Below are 19937 nucleotides of genomic sequence, written 5' to 3' on the forward strand. Positions count from 1 at the left end.
ACGCAAGAGGCCGCCATGAGCTTTCGCGCCCGCCATCTGCTGGGCATCGACCATCTCAAGCCCGACGAGATCACGACCCTTCTCGATCTGGCCGAGGATTACGTCGCCCTGAACCGCCGCACCGTGAAACATGCCGATGCGCTGGCGGGCATGACCCAGATCAACATGTTCTTCGAGAACTCGACCCGCACACAGGCCAGTTTCGAACTGGCGGGCAAGCGGCTTGGGGCGGACGTGATGAACATGGCCGTCGCGCAGTCGTCGGTGAAGAAGGGCGAGACGCTGATCGACACGGCGCTGACGCTGAACGCGATGCAGCCCGATCTGCTGGTCGTGCGCCATCCCCATTCCGGCGCCGTGAACCTGCTGGCGGAAAAGGTGAATTGCGCCGTCATCAACGCCGGCGACGGGCGGCACGAACATCCGACGCAGGCGCTGCTGGACGCGCTGACGATCCGCCGCGCCAAGGGCCGGCTGCACCGCCTGACCATCGCGATCTGCGGCGACATCGCCCATAGCCGGGTGGCGCGGTCGAACCTGATCCTGCTGGGCAAGATGGAGAACCGCATCCGCCTGATCGGCCCCGCGACCCTGATGCCCTCGGGCGTCTCCGAGATGGGGGTCGAACTGTATGAGGACATGCGCGAAGGGCTGAAGGGCGCCGATGTCGTGATGATGCTGCGCCTTCAGAAGGAGCGCATGGATGGCGGCTTCATCCCGTCCGAACGCGAGTATTTCCACCGCTTCGGGCTGGATGCCGAAAAGCTGGCCTTGGCCGCGCCGGATGCGATCGTCATGCATCCCGGCCCGATGAACCGGGGCGTCGAGATCGACGGCACCATCGCCGACGACATCAACCGCAGCGTCATCCAGGATCAGGTCGAGATGGGCGTCGCCGTCCGCATGGCGGCGCTGGACCTGCTGGCCCGCAACCTCCGCGCCGCCCGAGGCCGCGCCGCCGCAGGAGAGCCGTGATGGACCTGATCTTCCGCAATGCCCGCCTGATCGACCCCGAGGCCCAGACCGACGCCCCCGGCAGCCTGCGCGTGACCGATGGCCTGATCGCCGGACGCGGCGCCCCCGAGGAAGCCACCCCCGAAGGCGCGACCGTGATCGACTGCCGGGGCCGCGCGCTGGCGCCGGGCCTGATCGACTGGGGCGTCAAGATCGGCGAGCCGGGCGAACGGCACAAGGAAAGCTTCCGCAGCGCCGGTCAGGCGGCAGCGGCTGGCGGCGTGACCACGATCATCGCGCGCCCCGACACCACGCCCCCGATCGACACCCCCGAGGCGTTGGAATTCGTCGCCCGCCGCGCCAGCGACGCGCCGGTGAACATCCGCCACATGGCCGCCCTGACCAAGGCCCGCGAGGGGCGCGAGATGACCGAGATCGGCTTTCTGACCGATCTGGGCGCCGTGGCCTTCACCGACGGCGTGCGCGTGGTGCGCGACGCGAAACTGCTGGGCCGCTGCATGACCTATGCGCGCGGTCTGGACGCGCTGATCATGGGCCATCCGCAGGAACCCAGCCTGTCGCATGGCGCGGCGGCGACCTCGGGCAAGTTCGCCTCGCTCTACGGCATCCCCGCCGTGTCCCCCATGGCCGAGGTGATGGGCCTCGACCGCGATCTGGCGCTGGTCGCCATGACGCGCGGGCGATTCCACGCCGACCAGATCACCACCGCCGCCAGCCTGCCTGCGCTTTCGCGCGCGCGCGAGGCGGGGCTGGACGTGACCGCAGGGATCTCGATCCACCACCTGACGCTGAACGAATTCGACGTGGGCGATTACCGGACCTTCTTTCGCTTCACGCCACCCCTGCGATCCGAGGATGACCGGCAGGCGATGGTGCAGGCCGTGGCCGACGGCCTGATCGACGTGATCGCCAGCTTCCACACGCCGCAGGACGAGGAATCCAAACGCCTGCCCTTCGAGGCCGCCGCCCCCGGCGCCGTCGGCCTGCAGACGCTGCTGCCCGCCGCGCTGCGGCTTTACCATCAGGGCGGGCTGAGCCTGCCGCAACTGTTCCGGGCGATGGCGCTGAACCCCGCCCGCAGGCTTGGCCTGTCCGCGGGCCGCCTGACGGATGGCGCGCCCGCCGACCTGATCCTGTTCGATCCCGACGCGCCCTTCGTGCTGGACCGCTTCGCGCTGCTGTCAAAGTCGAAGAACACCCCCTTTGACGGCGCGCGGATGCAGGGCCGCGTGCTGGGAAGCTGGGTCGCCGGACACCCCGTTTTCGGAGAACATGCATGATCCTCTGGGCAATCTTCGGCTATCTTCTCGGCTCGGTTCCCTTCGGGCTGGTCATCGCCCGCGCCTTGGGCCTGGGCGATCTGCGCCAGATCGGATCGGGCAATATCGGCGCGACGAACGTGCTGCGGACGGGGAACAAGCCCGCCGCGCTTGCGACCCTGTTGCTGGATTCCGGCAAGGGCGCCATCGCGGTTCTGCTGGCGCGCCATTTCGGCGGCGAAAGCGCCGCGCTGGTCGCAGGGGCGGCGGCGTTTCTGGGCCATTGCTACCCGGTCTGGCTGCGCTTTCAGGGCGGCAAGGGCGTGGCGACCTTCCTAGGCACGCTGATCGCGCTGAACTGGCCGCTTGGCCTCATCGCCTGCGCGACATGGGCCGCCACCGCCGCGATCAGCCGCATCAGCAGCCTCAGCGCGCTGCTGGCCGCCGCGCTGGCGCCAGTCTTTGCCTGGGCGATGGGCCGCACCGACATCGCGGCGGCGGCAGCCTTCATGGCGATCCTGATCTTCGTGCGGCACAAGGCCAACATCGCCCGCCTTCTGGACGGGTCCGAACCCCGGATCGGCGCCGGCAGGAAACGCTAGCGGGTCGCGACCAGCACCCGGCCCGTGCGGACGGGCCGCGCGGGGGCTTCGGGCGCGGCCTCGTCCTCGACCGGCTCGTCTTGCGCGACCTTGGCCTGCGGCGCAAGCGCCTTCGCCGCGACCGGCAAGGCAATCCCCTGCCGCAGCGACACCGCGATCGAGATCAGCGCAAGGCAGGCCCCGGCCAGCAGGATCAGCACGACCAGCCCCATCAGGCCCATAAAGACCGGCAAAGGCGGGACGCCCTCGGCCGCGCGGACCAGCATGGTGACGGCCCCGATCAGGGCGATGACGCCTAATCCGAAGACAGCGGCCACAAGCCAGCCGATCCACCGCATCACATCACCCCGCATCGCTCTGCCCCGGCATTGGTTCTTTTCCCCGAGGTGCCAGCACCCGCGCCCCGGATCAAGCCGGACGCTGCTCACAGTCGCGTGCGCGCGGCAGCTGTGCCACGCTTGGGCCGTCGCGCGGGCAGGGGGGTGCGGGGGGACGGCGTCCCCCCGCCGTCGCGGGACGCAATCCGCCGTCAGTAGCTGTATTCGCCGTAGATCCGGCTCAGGTCGCCCGCCCAGTCGCCATGATAATGCGCCAGCAGATCATCCGCCGGCACGCGCCCGGTATCCACGCTCTCCTTCAGCGCGCTGAGGAAATGGGTCTCGTCTGGCACCAGCCCGCCCTGCCCCGGACGCGCCCGCGCCTTCAGCCCGGCCTCGGCGATGGCCAGAACCTCGCGCGCCAGATCGTGCATGCGGATGGCGCCGACCTCGGCCTGCAAGCCGTCCCGGCCCGCGGCGACGCGCAAGCCCTCGCGCGTTTCCGCATCCCAGCCCTTGACCAGATCCCAGGCCGCATCCAGCGCGCCCTGATCATAGGTCAGCCCGACCCACAGCGCAGGCAGCGCGCAAAGACGCCGCCACGGCCCGCCATCGGCGCCGCGCATCTCGATGTATTTCTTCACCCGCGCCTCGGGGAAGACGGTGGTCATGTGATCGGCCCAGTCCGACAGCGTCGGCACCTCGCCCGGCAGGGCGGGCAGGCGGCCATCCAGAAAATCGCGGAAGCTCTGGCCAAGCGCGTCGATATACTTGCCGTCGCGATAGACGAAATACATCGGCACATCGAGAACGTAGTCCACCCAAGCCTCGTAGCCGAACCCGTCCTCGAAGACGAAGGGCAGCATGCCCGTGCGCGCCGCATCCAGGTTCTGCCAGATATGCGCCCGCCAGGATTTCATCCCGTTGGGCTTGCCGTCCAGAAAGGGCGAGTTCGCAAACAGCGCCGTCGCCACCGGCTGCAACGCCAGCGCCACGCGCAGCTTCTGGACCATGTCGGCTTCGCTGGCGAAGTCCAGGTTCACCTGAACCGTGCAGGTCCGGTACATCATCTGCGTGCCAAGCGTGCCGACACGGCCCATGTAATCGGTCATCAACCGATAGCGGCCCTTGGGCATCATCGGCATCTCGTCCTGCGACCAGATCGGCGCGGCGCCCAGCCCGATGAAGCCCGCACCGATGTCATGGGCCACGGCCTCGACCTCGGCCAGATGGCTGTTCACCTCGTCGCAGGTCTGGTGGATCGTCTCCAGAGGTGCGCCGGACAATTCCAGCTGCCCGCCGGGTTCCAGACTGATGTTGGCGCCGTTCCGCTCCAGCCCGATCAGGTTGCCGGCCTCCAGCACCGGCGACCAGCCGAAACGGTCGCGCAGCCCCGTCAGCATCGCCGTAATCGAGACCGGCCCCTCATAGGGCAAGGGTTTCAACCCGGCGCTGTCATAGCCGAATTTCTCGTGCTCGGTCCCGATGCGCCAATCCGCCTTCGGCTTCTCGCCGCTGGCGATATAGGCGGCAAGCTGGTCACGATGCTCGATCGGGCCGCCGCCCTGCTGGGGAATTGACATGGGGGGTCTGGCCTTTCGTGGTCCCTCGGTCGGTCACAGGTGGCAAGCGCGCCGGGTCAAGTCAAGCCGCCTCGGTCGCGTCTCAGCCAAACGGCGCGCATGGTCGCATCCCCGTCGGCCACCGCCCGCAGCGCCTGCGAGACATGACCAAGATCCAGCCCCGGCAGCGCCGTGAAGGCATCGGCCAGCGCCGCGGCACCCGCCGCCTCGACCGGGATCAGCAGCGCCTCGCCGCCAAGGCTGCGCAGACGCCAGCAGGCATGGCCCTCGACCCGGATCAGCCGGATCTCGGCCAGATCGCGCAGCGCCAGCTCGGCGCCGATGGATTGCGCCCCGTAATAGCGGATCGCGCCCTCGACCACCTCGACCACGCCCTGCGCGGCGACAACCCGGCGAAAGACCAGCCGCCGTAACGCGCCGACCAGCAGCACCGCCCCCGCCAGCGCGACGATCCCGCCCAGAGCCAGCAGCACCCAGCCGCCCCGCAAGGCGAGCCAAAGCCCGGCCAGGGCAACGCCGGCAAAGCTAAGCACTTCGCCATGGACGGAAAGCCAGCGCAGAATCTCCGGGCGAATCAAGGCCGCCTCGGGGAAAGCACGCCTACCATCGCGCCAGCGAGGTCTCGTCCTCGTCCCTGGCGGCGACCCAGGCGGACGATCCGTCTCGCCGGATCTCGCGCTTCCAGAAAGGCGCGCGCGATTTCAGCCAGTCCATCAGGTAATCGGCCGCGTCAAAGGCCGCCCGACGATGCCGCGCGGCGGTCGCGACCATCATGATCGGCTCGCCCACGGCCAGCCGGCCATAACGGTGCACGACGCGCCAGCCGGTCAGGCCGAACCGCTCGGCCGCTCCATGGCCGTAATCGGTCAGGGCAGCCTCGGTCATGCCGGGATAATGCTCGATCTCCATCGCGGCCAGATCGCCGTCATCGCGCACGATGCCGACGAATGTGACCTGCGCGCCCGCGCCATCGCCCAGACCAGCCACCACCAGCGCCGGATCGAACGGCTCCGCCTGTACCCGCGCCGCCATCAGCCACCCGTCATCGGCGGAAAGATCGCGACCTCGCGCGCCCCCGCCAACGGCGCGTCCAGCCCCGCCAGCTTCTGATCAATCGCGCATCGCAGGGCCGCGTGATCCTCCAGCGCCGCCGCATGTCCGGGCGAGCGCAGGGCCAGCTCGGCCAACAGATCGCGCATCGTCGCAGCACCTGTCTCAACCCGCTCACGCGGCACCCCGACCCGCTCGCGCACCCAGGCGAAATAGAGAACATCAACCGTCATGACGCTGCTCCTTCAGATGCGGCAGAGCCTTGCGAAAATAATCCCAGCCGGTGATCGCCGTCAGCAGCGCGGCCAGCCAGATCAGCGCCAGCCCGGCATGGGTCGCCAGGGCAGCCCAGCTGCCCGACCAGACCAGCCCCGCCTCGCCCACCCGCGGAGGGCGCCCATGCTCGACAAAGGTCAGCCCGGTCCCCAGAAACAGCACCGCGATGGCCACCATCTGAAAGGTGGTCTTCCACTTGGCCAGACTGGTGACCTTCAGGCTGCGCGAGCGGTCGCCCAGATACTCGCGCAGGCCGGACACAAAAACCTCGCGGAACAGGATCACCGTCACCGGCAGGATCAGCCAGGGATTCATCCCCGAATAGCCGGTGATCACGACCAGGGCGATCACGACCATCGCCTTGTCGGCGATCGGGTCCATCGCGGCGCCGAACCGGCTCTCCTGATTCCAGGCGCGGGCCAGGTAGCCGTCGAACCAATCGGTGATGGCGGCCAGCAGAAACAGCGTCAGCGCCGCCCAATCCGCCCAGGGGCGATGAAAATACAGGAACATCAGCGGCACGCCGGGCGCCGCCAACAGCCGCATCAAGGTCAGGATATTGGGCAATGTCCAGCGCATGGCGGCAAGCTAGTCCCTGCCGCGCCTCTTGGAAAGGGGCCGTGGCGAAAAGCCCTTCTTCTTCATCCAAATATCCCGGGGGTCCGGGGGCTGGCCCCCGGCGCTTTCCTCCGGGCGCGTTCAGTCGCGGGCATTGAAATGGTCATGGACCTTCTGCGCCATCGCGGCCGAGATCCCCTCGACCGCCAGCAGATCCGGCAGCCCTGCCCGGCTGACCGCCTTTGCGCTGCCGAAATGCGCCAGCAGCGCGCGCTTGCGCGCCGCCCCGATCCCCGCGATCTCGTCCAGAGGGTTCGCCATCGCCGCCTTGGCGCGCCGCGCGCGGTGGGTGCCGATGGCCCAACGATGCGCCTCGTCGCGCAGGCGCTGCACGAAATACAGCACCGGGTCATTCATCCGCAGCGCAAAGGGGCGCGCGCCGTGGCGGTGGAACTCCTCCTTGCCGTGGTCGCGGTCCTCGCCCTTGGCGACGCCGATCATCGGAATGTCCTCGACGCCCAGCTCGGCCATGATCTCATGGACCGCCGAAACCTGCCCCGCGCCACCGTCGATCAGCAGCAGGTCGGGCCAGGCCTCGGTCTGGCGGTCGGGGTCGTCCTTGAGCAGCCGCTGGAAGCGCCGCGTCAGGACCTCTTTCATCATGCCGAAATCGTCGCCCGGCGTGATCTCGGTCCCCTTGATGTTGAACTTGCGATACTGGTTCTTCATCCAGCCCTCGGGGCCCGCCACGATCATGCCGCCGACCGCGTTCGTGCCCATGATGTGGCTGTTGTCATAGACCTCGATCCGGCGCGGGGGCGCGGGCAGGTCGAAGGCCTCGGCCAGACCCTCCAGCAGACGCAGCTGCGTCGCGCTTTCGGACATGCGGCGCGCCAGGCTCTCGCGGGCGTTGCGCAGGGCGTTCGTGACCAGATCGGATTTCTCGCCGCGCAGGGGCACGGCGACCTCGACCTTGCGGCGGGCGCGTTCCGACAGGACCTCGGCGGTCAGGTCCGGATCCTCGGGCGGGTGCGACAGCAGCACCTGCCGGGGCGGCGGCTTGTCGTCGTAGAACTGCATCAGGAAGGCCTGCATCACCTCGTCCGGGCTCTCGGCGCCGCCGAGGCGGGGATAGAAGTCGCGGTTCCCCCAGCTTTGATTGCCGCGGATGAAGAAGACCTGAACGCAGGCCTGTCCGCCCTCCATGTGCAGGGCGACGATATCGGCCTCGGCCACGCCCTTGGGGTTGATCGCCTGCACCGATTGCACGGCGGTCAGCGCCTTGATGCGGTCGCGCAGCGCGGCGGCGCGTTCATATTCCATCGCCTCGGCGGCGGCGGCCATCTCGCGCGCCAGATCAGCCTGGATCGAGGTCGTCTTGCCCTGCAGGAAACGCTCGGCATCCTCGACCAGCGAGGCGTAATCCTCATGGCTGATCCTGCCCGTGCAGGGGGCGCTGCAGCGCTTGATCTGGAACAGAAGGCAGGGCCGGGTCCGGCTTTCGAATGTGGCGTCGGTGCAGTTCCGCAGCAGGAACACGCGCTGCAACTGGGTCAGCGTGCGGTTGACCGCGCCGGCACTGGCGAAGGGGCCGTAATAATCGCCCTTTTCCGACTTGGCGCCGCGGTGCTTCTTGATCTGGGCAAAGGGGTGGGACTTGGCCACCAGGATGTTCGGAAAGCTCTTGTCGTCGCGCAGAAGCACGTTGTAGCGCGGCTTGAGCTGCTTGATCAGGTTCTGCTCCAGCAGCAGCGCCTCGGTCTCGGTGCGGGTGGTCAGGAACATCATGCTGGCGGTTTCGCGGATCATTCGCGCGATGCGCGCCGAATGACCCGAGGGCCGGGCATAATTCGACACCCGCGCCCGCAGATCGCGCGCCTTGCCGACGTAAAGCACCGCCTGCTGGGCATCCAGCATCCGATAGACGCCGGGGCTGCTGTCCAGCGTGCGAAGGTAGTCCTGAATCAGCGCGTGGCCGGTTTTCTGGGTCATGGCTCAAAGAAAGTGATTCTGGGGCGTCGCTGCAAGTTTCAAAGGGTGGGCGCAAGGCCGAACCTGTCCACGGAATCTGTGGATAATTCTGTGGGCGGCCTGTGAGGCAGAGCCGCCCGGGCCAGCAATCGTTAAGGTTTCGTGAAGATGCCTATTATTGAGGCAATAATCAAGGCCGTTGATTTTACTGGATTTTTATTTTTGTCGCGGGCGATGTCGCGGAAAATCCAGCAGAATCCGCGACATCCTCGGGGGTCTTGGTGCCCGGACCCCGGCGGGGGACAAGATATGGTGGTCGCGCTATTCCGGGCCCAGAACGTCGGGCGTCTGCCAGGCCAGATGCTGTCCGCCATCGACGCAGATCAGCTGCCCCGTCACGGCCCGCGCATCCAGGAAATAGCCTAGCGCCTGGGTGATCCCCTGCGGGTCCGCGCCCCGGTTCAGGATGGTCGCAGCGCGCTGGCGGGCGAAATGGGCGGCGCTTTGCCTTGCGCCCTGCATGGTCGGGCCGGGGCCGATTGCGTTGACCCGGATCGCGGGGGCCAGCGCCTGCGCCGCCGTGCGGGTCAGCGACCACAGACCGGCCTTGGCCAGCGAATAGGTCATGAATTCCGGCGTGGGCTTCAGGACGCGCTGATCGACCATGTTGATGGCCAGCGCCTGTGCCTGCGGCTCGGCGTTCTCATCGGTCAGGGGGGCCGGGGCCTGCGCGGCCAGCGCCTGCAACAGCTGGAACGGCGCCCGCAGGTTCGAGCCGAAATGCCGGTCCCAGCTTTCCATCGTGGCGCTGCGGATATTGTCATATTCGAAGATCGAGGCGTTGTTGATCAGCACCGTCACCGGCCCCATCGCCTGCGCGACCTGCGGCAACAGGGCGGCGGTGGCTTCGGGGTCCAGAAGGTCGGCCTGAAAGCAGGCGGCGCTGACGCCCAGGGCGCGGGCCTCGGCGGCAGTCGCCTCGGCCTCGTCCCGCGATCCGGAATAGTGGATCGCGACGTCATGGCCGCGTTCGGCCAGATACAGCGCCATGGCGCGGCCCAGCCGCCGCGCACCCCCGGTGATCAGCGCGACGCTCACAGCAGCACCCAGGCATAGGCGGCATAGGCCGCAAGGAACAGCGCCCCGGTCACACGCCCGATGGTCAGCGCGCGGAACAGGAACGGCGCCAGCAGGGCCGAGCTGGCCAGCATCACCCACAGGTCGAACCGCATCAGTTCGGAGGGGATCGGCAGCGGCGCGAACAGCGCGGTGACGCCCAGGATCGACAGGATGTTGAAGATGTTCGAGCCGACCACATTGCCAAGCGCCATGTCCGACCGCCCCCGCAAGGCCGCCGCGACCGAAGCCGCCAGTTCCGGCAGCGAGGTCCCGATGGCGACCAGCGTCAGGCCGATCACGACCTCGGTCACGCCAAAGGCGCGCGCGATGTCGGTGGCGCCGCGCACCAGCAGGTCGGCCCCGACCGGCAGCAGCACCAGGCCAAGGACCAGCCACAGGATGATCTGCTTCCAGCGGGCGCCAAGGGCCGCGCCCTCGATTTCCTCCACGTCCTCGGGGCGGGCGGTGGACAGCTGGCGCCAGATGATCAGCGCCAGCACCGCCAGCAGCACCATGCCGTCGATCCGCCCGAGCGATCCGAAATAAGCCAGCCCGATCAGCAGGACCGAGGCCGCCATCATCATCGTCCAGCTTTCGCGCAGGTCATGACCGCGCGTCACGATGGGCGAAAAGATCGCCGTCGCGCCAAGGATCACCAGCACATTGGCGATGTTCGACCCCACCACATTGCCAAGCGCCAGATCGGTCGCCCCGCGCCATGCGGCGGACAGCGACACGATCATCTCGGGCGCCGAGGTGCCGAAGGCGACCACCGTCAGACCAACCACCAGCGGCGTGATGCCAAGGCGCAGCGACAGGTTCACCGCCCCCTTGACCAGCATGTCGCCACCAAACACCAGCAGGGCAAGGCCCGCCACCACGAACAGGATGTCAACGATCACGACGAATTCCCAGATAACGCGCAAGGGCCCTGCGAAAGGCGGGGCCGCGCAGGACGGCCATGACCACCATGACCAGCAAGAAGATCAGAACGACGCGAATGCTCATCCGCGGGCGCCGAAACGTTGAAAGGCCAGACGATCCTCGGCCGCGTCGATCAGCGTCTCGGCCGACAGGCCAAGGCGGCGGAACAGCGGGCGGCGCAGGCCGTGCACCTCGAACCGGGCCTTGTCGCCGTAAAGCGCGCGCATCTTTGGCACCAGATGGGCGATGCCGTCGGCCAGCCCCAGCTCGACCGATTGACGGCCCGCCCAGAATTCGCCGGTGAAGAGGTCGCGCCCCTCGGCCAGTCGCCCGCCGCGCCGTGCGGTGACGTGATCCTTGAAGGCCTGGTGAATCGGCTCAAGGATCGCGTGCAGGCGGGCGACATCCTCGGGGCTTTGCGGGCGGAACGGGTCCAGCGTCGATTTCGACCGACCGGCCGTGTGGACGCGCCGCTCGATGCCCCATTTGTCGATCAGCTCGTGAAAGCCGAAGCCCGCCGAGATCACCCCGATCGAGCCCAGGATCGAGCTGTCATCCGCCCAGATCCGGTCCGCCGCGCAGGCCAGCCAGTAGCCGCCCGAGGCCGCTACATCCTCGACGAAGGCGTGAACCGGGATCTCGGTCTCATCGGCAAGGCGCCGGATGCGCGCCGCGATCAGCGAGGATTGCACCGGCGATCCGCCGGGCGAATTGATCGCCAGCGCCACGGCCGCGGGCTTGCCGCGGCGAAAGGCGCGCTCGATCACGGGGGCGAGGGCGGCGTCGTTCAGCCCTCCGCCACGGCCCGCGCCGCCGATGGTGCCGGACAGGCGGATCACCGCGATACGCGGCGGCTTGGACAGAAGGCGGGACAGGATCGGGATGCGCATGGACCCCATCTAGGCGCGCCCGCGCGCGGCGACAAGATGGCCACGGAACAGGGCCGCGCCCTCAGCCCTCACGGATCGTATCGCCGGGCATGAAGGTGGGCGTCAGCGCGATCACGCGGCCCTCGGGGGCGGGGTCCTTGCCCGCGACCAGCCGCGCCGCGCGGCGGCCCACATCGACCCGGCGGGCATCGGTCGTGGCCAGCCGGACGGGCAGCCCGTCCAGCAGATCGACCCCGTTGAAGCCCGCAAGCCCGATCCGGCCCGGAATGTCATAGCCTTTGTCCAGACAGTAAAGCAGCCCGCCCGCACCAATCATGTCGTTGGAATAATACAGAAAATCCAGATCCGGCGCGCGCGTCAGGATGCGTTCGGTCAGTTCGCGCCCCTTCAGCAGCGACGAGCCGCCCTGATAATATTCGCGCGCCTCCAGCGGCACGCCGGCGGCCAGCAGCCCCTCTTCGAAACCGGCAAGGCGTTTGCGGGCGCGGTGATCCTCGGGCATGTGGGTGCCGACAAAGCCGATGCGGCGATAGCCCGCAGCCAAGATGCGCGCCGCCATCTCGCGGCCCGCCCGGATATGCGAGATGCCGACCAGCGTGTCGATCCCCTCGCCATCGACATCCATGATTTCGACGACCGGAATCCCGGCATTTTCCAGCATCGCGCGCGAGGCCTTGCTGTGTTCCAGCCCCGCAAGGATCACCCCCGAGGGGCGCCAGGACAGCATATCATACAGCACCATCTCCTCTCGCGCGGGCGAGTAGTTGGTGACGCCGATCACGGGCTGCAGCCCGGTATCGTCCAGTTCCGCCGAGATCCCGCCCAGCACGTCGGGAAAGACGAGGTTCGACAGCGAGGGGATGACCACCGCGACCAGATTGACGCGCTGGCTGGCCAGCCCGCCCGCGATCTTGTTCGGGACATAGCCAAGCGCCTTGGCCGCCGTCAGCACCTTTTCGCGCGTGGCCGCCGAGACATCGCCCCGGTTCCGCAGGACGCGGCTGACGGTCATTTCCGAGACGCCCGACGCCTCGGACACATCGCGAAGGGTCAGGGGGCGGCGGGGGCGGATCGGGTTCATCGGGGGGCCGGGGCAAGGGTCATGATCCGCGAATGTTAGCGGAGCACACTCGCCGCCACAACGCCCATCGCGGGCCGCGCCGAACGGATCGGCCCGGCGCGCAACGGGGTGTTGCGGCGGCGTGCGTTGCGCGGTGGCGGGCGGGGGGCACGCGGATGCGCCGGGCCAGCATTTGCTGGGGTTTTCGGCCTCACCACGCATACAGCGGGGATGCACCGGGCGTGCACAGGACGTACACCGCTTGCGGGCGGTGGGTTCAGGGTGCGTTATCGGCTTGGCTTGGGCAGCGAAATGCAGGGGGTGCCGCACCGGCCCCGAACCACCCTGTCGCATGATGCAGGACAAGTGCGGGGGCGCACGGTATACCGCTGACGGACGATGACGCCAGCTGTGGAGTTGGAGACGTGGACCTCTACATCAAGTCGCTTCGCCCGATTCAGCTTCGTCTGATCGCCGCCATCGACCGGCTTGGCAAGCTCAAGCTGGCGGCGGATGCCTGCGGCATGACGGTGCCGGCGGCTTCGCGGATGCTGTCCGAGATCGAAGGCAAGCTGGGCGTCGCGCTGTTCGAACGGGACGCCAAGGGGATGAAGCCCACGCCGCTTGGCAAGGTGCTGGGGCGGCACGCGCGCAAGGTCGTCCACGACCTGGATCAGCTGGCGCAGGACTTCGTGGCGCATCACGCCGGGACCGCCGGACTGGTCCGCATCGGCGCCGTGACCGGCGCCGCGCTTGCAGCCGTCATCCCTTCGATCCTTCAGCTCAAGCGCAAGGCGCCGCTGCTGAAAGTCTCGCTGGACGTTTCGTCATCGTCGCGGCTGATGTGGGGGTTGGAGCGCGGCGAATACGACTTTGCCATCTGTCGCCTCGAACGGGGCGTGAGCGCGGGCGATTTCGACATCTCGCCCGCGCGGGATGAAGCCGTGCTGCTGATGGTCCATAGCGGACATGAGCTGGCGCACCGGGATCATCTGCTGCTGGCCGAGGTCGCGGACTATCCCTGGACGATGCAGGAGCAGGGCGCCCCGATCCGCCGCGCCATCGAGATGGCCTTTCGCCACGAGGGCGCGGAATTGCCCCTGAACCTGATCGAGACGGCATCGGTCGTCGCGATCATGGCGCTGATCCGGGATTCGGATGTCGTCGCCGCCGTGACGCAGGAGGTCGCCGACCTGCTGCTGGCGCCGCCCTTTTCGGCCGATCTGGTGCTGCTGAAGACGCGCCATCCGATCGCGATCGAGCCGTATCACGTCCTTCGGCCGCGCGATCGCAGTCTTTCAGCCGGAGCAGAGCAGATGCTGGCCTTGGTCAAGGAGTTCCTGACCCTGCCTTCAGTTACCAAAACTGACAACACGGACCCCGATTAACTCAATTGCCTGGCAAGAGGCATCGCGCATACCGTCCCCTGGACAGATCCGAGGGAGGGACATGTGAAGGGCCGCGCAACAATCCATCGGGATTTCACCATCGCCCGCATCGACGACCGCCTGTATTCGGCGTTCATCGAGCATATGGGCCGGGCGATCTATACCGGCATCTACGAACCCGATCACCCGACCGCGAATGCGCAAGGCTTTCGCAAGGACGTGCTGGAACTGGTGCGGGCGCTGAAGATCCCGGCGATCCGTTACCCCGGCGGCAACTTCGTGTCCGCCTATAACTGGGAGGACGGGATCGGGCCAAAGGATCAGCGCCCGGTCCGGCTGGACCTTGCCTGGCGCTCGCGCGAGACGAACCAGGTCGGGATCAACGAATTCGCCGGATGGGCCAAGGATGCCGGGATCGAGATGATGCTGGCCGTCAACCTCGGGACCCGCAGCATCGAGGAGGCCCGCAACTTCGTCGAATATTGCAATCACCCCTCGGGCACCTATTGGAGCGATCTGCGCCGCCAGCATGGCGTCGCCGACCCCTACAATGTGCAGATGTGGTGCCTGGGCAACGAGATGGACGGCCCCTGGCAGATCGGCCACAAGGAGGCCAAGGAATACGGGCGCCTGGCGGACGAGACGTCCAAGGCCGTGAAGGCCTTTGGCAAGGGGATCGAGACCATCGTCTGCGGATCGTCCAACGACCAGATGGCGACCTATCCCGAATGGGAACGGCAGGTGCTGGACGAGTGCTACGAGAACGTCGATTACATCTCGCTGCACAAGTATTTCGGCAATTCCAGCCACAACACGCTGAACTACTTTGCCAAGATCGACGAGACGGGGCGCTACATCCAGGCCATCGGCGGGGTGATCGACTTCATCAAGGCCAAGAAGCGCGCCAAGAACGACGTCTATATCTGTTTCGACGAATGGAACGTCTGGTATCACAACCGCGAGCAGGACAGCCGCAACTGGCGCGAGTGGGACTGGCCCGAGGCGCCCGAGCTGCTGGAGGAGGATTACAACCTTGAGGACGCGCTGCTGGTCGGCGGGCTGTTGAACGAGTTCATCCGCCGCTCGGACCGGGTCAAGATCGCGGCGATCGCGCAGCTGGTGAATGTCATTGCGCCGATCCGGGCGGAAAAGGGCGGCAAGGCCTGGGCGACCTCGATCTACTTCCCCTACCAGTTCGCCAGCCTCCATGGGCGCGGCACGGCGCTGAATGTGGCGGTGGACGGTCCGCGCTATGACGCGGATGCGGCGCAGGATGTCAGCTATCTGGACATCGCGGCGGTGCGCGCGGCGGATGGCAGGACGGTGACGATCTTTGCCATCAACCGCAGCCCGGACGAGCCGATGGAGCTGGACCTGGCGCTGAACGGCTTTCCGAACGCGACCCTGATCGACCATCAGGTGCTGGGCGGCGACGGCACCGGCGCGCGCGAGGCGAATACCAGCGCCAATCCCGACCGGATCAGGCCGCGCAAGGGCGACAGGCTGTCGGTCTCGGACGGCGCCATCACGGCAGAGCTGCCGCCCTTGTCCTATCACCTGATCCGTCTGGCTGTGGAATGACATGGCAAGCGCGGGGCAGGACATGACCATGACCGCGACGGGCGTCCAGCTTGAGGCGGTGAAGAAGGCCTTTGGCGCGGTCGAGGTGATCCGCGGCGTGGATATCCGCATCGACAAGGGAGAGTTCGCCGTGTTCATCGGCCCCTCGGGTTGCGGCAAGTCCACGCTGCTGCGGATGATCGCGGGGCTTGAGGACACCACATCGGGGGCGATCCGGATCGGCGCGCGCGATGTGACGGACGAGGACCCGTCGAGGCGCGGCGTGGCGATGGTCTTTCAGTCCTACGCGCTCTATCCGCATCTGACGGTGTTCGAGAACATGGCCTTCAGCCTGCGCCTCGCGCGCGAGAAAAAGGACGTGGTGAAGCGAAAGGTCGAGGACGCGGCCCGCATCCTGCGGCTGACCGACCAGTTGCAGCTGAAGCCCGGCCAGCTGTCGGGCGGCCAGCGCCAGCGCGTCGCCATCGGCCGCGCCATCGTCCGCGCGCCCGAGGTGTTCCTGTTCGACGAGCCGCTGTCGAACCTGGATGCCGAGCTGCGCGTGCAGATGCGGCTGGAACTGGCGCGCCTGCACAAGGCGCTTGGCGCGACGATGATCTATGTGACGCATGACCAGGTCGAGGCGATGACGCTGGCCGACAAGATCTTTGTGCTGCAGGGCGGGCACGTCCAGCAGTCGGGCAATCCGCTGGACCTCTACGAGGACCCCTCGAACCGCTTCGTCGCGGGTTTCATCGGTTCTCCGGCGATGAACTTCTTTCAGGCGACGGTGGTCGCGCATGACGCAGCCGGGATCGTCCTGCGCCTGAAGGATCAGGGCGATCTGGATCTGCCGGTGGCCGTCGCCGCCCGGCCCGCCACCGGATCGACCGTCACCATCGGCATCCGCCCCGAGCATCTGGCGCTGACCGACGGCCCGGGCCTGCGCGTGGCGGTGGACGTGGCCGAGGAACTGGGCGGGGTCTCCTACCAGCATGGCGCGCTTGAAGGCGGCGCGGCGGTCGTCTTTCAGCAGGACGGCATCCGGCACGGGATGCGCGGGACGGTTCAGAATGTCGCGCCCGAGCGTGGGCGCATCTACCTGTTCGACAGCAGCGGAGAACGGCTGCGCTGATCATCCACACCATTTCTGTCTTCTGGAGGAGGAGAAACAAAATGACGGGCATCATCAGAAAACTGGCAGCCGGCACCGCCCTGGCCATCGGCCTTTCCGGCCCCGCAATGGCGCAGGTGCAGCTTGAATGGTGGGATTTCCTTGCCGGCGGCGACGGCGTCAGGATGAAGGCGCTGATCGACCGCTTCAACGAAGAGCATCCCGACATCAACATCACGGCGACCACGTCGGAATGGGGGCTGCCCTTCTACACCAAGGTGCGGACCGCCGTTGCCGTCGGCCAAGGCCCCGACATCATGACCTATCACCTGTCGCGCCTGCCGCTGGCGATGCAGGAGGGCACGCTGTCGCCGATCACCGACGATGATCTTGAGGTGGCGGGCCTGTCGAAGGACGATTTCATCGCCTCGGCCGCCGAGGCGGCGACCAGCGATGACGGGCAGCTGATGGCCGTGCCCTTCGACATTCACGCCATCGTCGCCTATTACAACCGCACCGCGCTGGAAGGGACCGAGTGGCTGGACGAGAACGGGATGCTGACCGGGCTCGATTCGGTCGAGGACATGACCGCGCTGCTGAGCTGGGCCAAGGAAAACGGGTTCTCGGACCCGCTGAGCTTTCAGACCGAGGGCGGCGGCGGCACCTGGCGGATGTTCTACACCCTTCTGCGCCAGCAGGACGGCGAGCTGATCACCGATGGCGAGGTGCTGGCCGGCGACAACCTGGACAAGGCGGTCCGCGCCATCGAGATCATGGCCGAGTGGCGCAGCGCCGGCCTGATCCCCGAGCAGGCGGCCTATCCGGCCTCGGTCGCGCTGTTCCAGGGCGGCCGCGCCGTTCTGCACATCAACGGCGTGTGGGAGGTGCCGACCTTCAAGGACGCGGCCGAAGCCGGCACGCTTGGCTTTGAATGGTTCGCCAACGAGGTCCCGACGCTTCTGGACCAGCCCGCGACATGGGCCGACAGCCATGCGCTGGCCATCCCGAACGATGCCAATATCACGCCCGAGGAACGCGAGGCGGCGCTGACCGCGATCGGCTGGATGCAGCGAAACTCTTTGGCCTGGGCCGATGCGGGCCATATCCCCGCCTATCTTCCGACCGTCGAGTCCGAGGAATACCAGGCGCTACAGCCGAACGCGACCTATGCCTCGCTGCGCGAAAACGCGGCCTTCGATCCCCGCTCGACCATCGCCGGGGTCGCCTCGCCGCTTTACAACGCGATCGACAATATCGTGGCCCCCGCGGTGCACGGCTTCATGGCGCCCCAGGACGCGGGCGAGCAGATGAAGCAGGAACTGCAATCGCTGCTGGACTGACATTCCGGGCCGGGGGCGCCGCGTCCCCGGCCCTCTGACGTGAAAGGCCCCCATGTCACGCATCAGACGCAGGCAGCGCGAAATACGCTCGGCGATCATTCTCGTCGCACCGTTCATGGTCATCTTCGCGGTGTTCTTTCTGTATCCGACGATCAAGGTCGTGATGCTCAGCTTCACCAACGCGCCGCTGATCGGCCAAGGTGAATGGGTGGGCCTTGACAACTACGCGAAACTGCTGACGGACCGGCTGTTTCGGACCTCGCTGTGGAACAACCTCTATTTCGTGTTGCTGACGGTCATCCCGACCACGGTGATCGCGCTGCTGATCGCGCTGGCGGTCGGCAGGCTTCGCGGGCGGTTGCAGGCGCTGGTGCTGACGCTGTTCTTTCTGCCCTATATCCTGCCCGTATCGGTCGTGACGCTGATCTGGGCGTGGATGCTGGATTTCCAGTTCGGCATCCTGCAGCCCCTGATCGCGGCCGTGACAGGCCGCCCGATCGCCGTGTTCCGCGACCCGCACTGGGTCATGCCCATGATCGCGGTCGTGACCGTCTGGTGGACCAACGGCTTCAACGTGCTTCTGTTCATCGCCGGATTGCGCAACATCCCGCAGGACCTTTACGAGGCCGCCGCGCTGGACGGCGCAACACCTTGGCAGCGCTTTCGCCGGATCACCTGGCCGCTTCTGTGGCCCGTCACGACGCTGGTCCTGACGCTGCAACTGATCCTGCAACTCAAACTTTTCGACCAGGTCTACCTGTTATCCAGCGGCGGGCCGTTCAACCAATCCTATGTCGTCCTGCTGCAGATGTATCGCGAGGCCTTCCAGATGAACAACGGAGGCTATGCCTCGGCCGTGGCGATGACGCTTTTCGTGATCATCGTGATCCTCTCTGTCCTGCAATTCCAGATCCTCAAGATCCGAGGCCGCAGATGACCGCCAGACGCGCCCGCAACATCGCCTTTGTCACGCTGGTCCTGATCGCCGCGTTCATCTGGATCTTTCCGCTCTACTGGGCGCTGACGACCTCGCTGCGCACGGAATCGCGGATCGTGTCCGACGCGGGCGTGCTGATGGACGAGGTGAACCTGGCCTCTTACATCTCGGTCCTGCAGACCTCGCAGCTGCCGCGCTGGTACCTGAACTCGGTCGGAACGTCGCTGATCATCACGATCGCCGTCCTCGTCACCGGGATGATGTGCGCCTATGCGCTGTCGCAACTGCGCTTTCCGGGGCGCAAGCTGCTTTATCTGCTGATCGTCGCCAGCTTCATGGTGCCGATCCCGGCGCTTTATGTCGCGCAGTTCATCCTGATGAACGATCTGGGCCTCGTGAACAGCTGGGGCGGGATCATCATGCCGCAGCTGGTCGTTCCGGTCGTGATCATCGTCTACAAGCAGTTCTTCGACGCCATCCCCCGCGAGATGCGCGAGGCGGTCCTGCTGGACGGCGGCGGAGAATTCACGCTGCTGTTCAAGCTGTACCTGCCGCTGAACTGGGGCATCACCGCCGCGCTGGCGATCATCACCTTCATCAGCGCTTGGAACAACTTTTTCTGGCCGTTCCTGATCGCCAGCAGCGAAAGCATGATGACCATCCCCGTCGGCATCACGCAGGTCTATGACACGTTCGGCATCGCCTATGGCCGGATCATGGCGCTGGCGCTTCTTGCAGCGGCGCCTGTCGTGCTGGCCTATCTGGTGTTCCAGAAGCGCGTGACCGAAGCGGTGATGATCTCGGCCGGGGTGAAAGGCTAGCGGAAAGGGCCGTCTGATGGCTGGGCACGGCGGGATCGTGCCCCCCGAAAGCCGCTTTGCCGTTCAGGCGGGATCGGCGATCGGGCAGTCCCCCTCGCATATCAGAGGCCCTTGCAGGCGCAAAAAGCCCCGCCATGCGGACATGGCGGGGAGGTGGTCCCGGCCCTCGGGGCGCGGGACTGGCGAAACGAAT

The 19937-nt window shown here is 66.9% G+C and carries 20 protein-coding genes; 9 read left to right on the plus strand and 11 right to left on the minus strand.

Annotated features, from left to right (window positions below):
* Nucleotides 1–15: 15 nt before the first annotated feature.
* Genes ACTZWU_RS14705 through plsY form a run of 3 tightly spaced genes read left to right on the plus strand, consistent with a single transcriptional unit; the run spans nt 16 to nt 2836 of the window.
* A complete protein-coding gene (locus ACTZWU_RS14705) occupies nt 16–975 on the plus strand; it encodes an aspartate carbamoyltransferase catalytic subunit (protein ID WP_444738111.1) in 960 nt (319 codons plus the stop codon).
* Nucleotides 975–2255, plus strand: a complete 1281-nt coding sequence (gene pyrC, locus ACTZWU_RS14710; RefSeq protein ID WP_444738112.1) for a dihydroorotase — start codon at nt 975–977, stop codon at nt 2253–2255. The genes ACTZWU_RS14705 and pyrC overlap by 1 nt, the downstream gene beginning before the upstream one ends.
* A complete protein-coding gene (gene plsY / locus ACTZWU_RS14715) occupies nt 2252–2836 on the plus strand; it encodes a glycerol-3-phosphate 1-O-acyltransferase PlsY (protein WP_444738113.1) in 585 nt (194 codons plus the stop codon). The genes pyrC and plsY overlap by 4 nt, the downstream gene beginning before the upstream one ends.
* On the opposite strand, the gene ACTZWU_RS14720 is transcribed toward plsY, so the two are convergent.
* From ACTZWU_RS14720 to ACTZWU_RS14770, 11 genes are all read right to left on the minus strand, one after another.
* Nucleotides 2833–3189 (minus strand): hypothetical protein, encoded by a 357-nt coding sequence (locus ACTZWU_RS14720; protein ID WP_444738114.1) that lies wholly within the window; start codon nt 3187–3189, stop codon nt 2833–2835. The two genes, plsY and ACTZWU_RS14720, sit on opposite strands and share 4 nt — an antisense overlap.
* Before the next feature lie 176 nt (nt 3190–3365).
* A complete protein-coding gene (locus tag ACTZWU_RS14725) occupies nt 3366–4736 on the minus strand; it encodes a glutamate--cysteine ligase (protein ID WP_444738115.1) in 1371 nt (456 codons plus the stop codon).
* A gap of 56 nt (nt 4737–4792) precedes the next feature.
* The gene (locus ACTZWU_RS14730) at nt 4793–5314 is read right to left on the minus strand and encodes a hypothetical protein (RefSeq protein WP_444738116.1); all 522 of its coding nucleotides are present in this window, start codon (nt 5312–5314) and stop codon (nt 4793–4795) included.
* A 22-nt stretch (nt 5315–5336) separates the two neighbouring features.
* A complete protein-coding gene (locus ACTZWU_RS14735; protein ID WP_444738117.1) occupies nt 5337–5768 on the minus strand; it encodes a molybdenum cofactor biosynthesis protein MoaE in 432 nt (143 codons plus the stop codon).
* Nucleotides 5768–6019 carry a molybdopterin converting factor subunit 1 gene (gene moaD, locus ACTZWU_RS14740; protein WP_444738118.1) on the minus strand — a complete coding sequence of 84 codons (252 nt, stop codon included), beginning with the start codon at nt 6017–6019 and terminating at the stop codon, nt 5768–5770. Before moaD ends, ACTZWU_RS14735 begins: the two co-directional genes overlap by 1 nt.
* Nucleotides 6009–6641 (minus strand): CDP-diacylglycerol--glycerol-3-phosphate 3-phosphatidyltransferase, encoded by a 633-nt coding sequence (gene pgsA, locus ACTZWU_RS14745; protein WP_444738119.1) that lies wholly within the window; start codon nt 6639–6641, stop codon nt 6009–6011. The genes moaD and pgsA overlap by 11 nt, the downstream gene beginning before the upstream one ends.
* A gap of 120 nt (nt 6642–6761) precedes the next feature.
* Entirely contained in the window at nt 6762–8612 is a 1851-nt protein-coding gene (gene uvrC, locus ACTZWU_RS14750) for an excinuclease ABC subunit UvrC (RefSeq protein ID WP_444738120.1), read from the minus strand.
* A 300-nt stretch (nt 8613–8912) separates the two neighbouring features.
* Complete coding sequence (locus tag ACTZWU_RS14755; protein ID WP_444738121.1) at nt 8913–9689, minus strand: SDR family oxidoreductase; 777 nt, start codon at nt 9687–9689, stop codon at nt 8913–8915.
* A complete protein-coding gene (locus tag ACTZWU_RS14760) occupies nt 9686–10612 on the minus strand; it encodes a calcium/sodium antiporter (RefSeq protein WP_444738122.1) in 927 nt (308 codons plus the stop codon). Before ACTZWU_RS14760 ends, ACTZWU_RS14755 begins: the two co-directional genes overlap by 4 nt.
* Nucleotides 10613–10714: 102 nt before the next feature.
* On the minus strand, nt 10715–11524 hold the full coding sequence (locus ACTZWU_RS14765) for a S49 family peptidase (RefSeq protein ID WP_444738123.1): 810 nt from the start codon (nt 11522–11524) through the stop codon (nt 10715–10717).
* Nucleotides 11525–11585: 61 nt separating this feature from the next.
* Nucleotides 11586–12605, minus strand: coding sequence for a LacI family DNA-binding transcriptional regulator (locus tag ACTZWU_RS14770; RefSeq protein WP_444738124.1), 1020 nt, complete (start codon nt 12603–12605; stop codon nt 11586–11588).
* Nucleotides 12606–13009: 404 nt separating this feature from the next.
* Between ACTZWU_RS14770 and ACTZWU_RS14775 the strand changes: the two genes are divergently transcribed.
* From ACTZWU_RS14775 to ACTZWU_RS14800, 6 genes are all read left to right on the plus strand, one after another.
* Entirely contained in the window at nt 13010–13972 is a 963-nt protein-coding gene (locus ACTZWU_RS14775) for a LysR family transcriptional regulator (RefSeq protein WP_444738125.1), read from the plus strand.
* Between the two features lie 63 nt (nt 13973–14035).
* Complete coding sequence (gene arfA / locus ACTZWU_RS14780) at nt 14036–15553, plus strand: arabinosylfuranosidase ArfA (protein WP_444738126.1); 1518 nt, start codon at nt 14036–14038, stop codon at nt 15551–15553.
* A 28-nt stretch (nt 15554–15581) separates the two neighbouring features.
* The gene (locus ACTZWU_RS14785; protein WP_444738127.1) at nt 15582–16667 is read left to right on the plus strand and encodes an ABC transporter ATP-binding protein; all 1086 of its coding nucleotides are present in this window, start codon (nt 15582–15584) and stop codon (nt 16665–16667) included.
* A 41-nt stretch (nt 16668–16708) separates the two neighbouring features.
* Nucleotides 16709–17986, plus strand: coding sequence for an extracellular solute-binding protein (locus ACTZWU_RS14790; RefSeq protein ID WP_444738128.1), 1278 nt, complete (start codon nt 16709–16711; stop codon nt 17984–17986).
* A gap of 52 nt (nt 17987–18038) precedes the next feature.
* Nucleotides 18039–18923 (plus strand): carbohydrate ABC transporter permease, encoded by an 885-nt coding sequence (locus ACTZWU_RS14795; RefSeq protein ID WP_444738129.1) that lies wholly within the window; start codon nt 18039–18041, stop codon nt 18921–18923.
* A complete protein-coding gene (locus ACTZWU_RS14800; RefSeq protein WP_444738130.1) occupies nt 18920–19744 on the plus strand; it encodes a carbohydrate ABC transporter permease in 825 nt (274 codons plus the stop codon). The genes ACTZWU_RS14795 and ACTZWU_RS14800 overlap by 4 nt, the downstream gene beginning before the upstream one ends.
* Nucleotides 19745–19937 lie beyond the last annotated feature (193 nt).

Source organism: Paracoccus sp. NSM, assembly GCF_052379855.1.
Classification (GTDB): domain Bacteria; phylum Pseudomonadota; class Alphaproteobacteria; order Rhodobacterales; family Rhodobacteraceae; genus Paracoccus.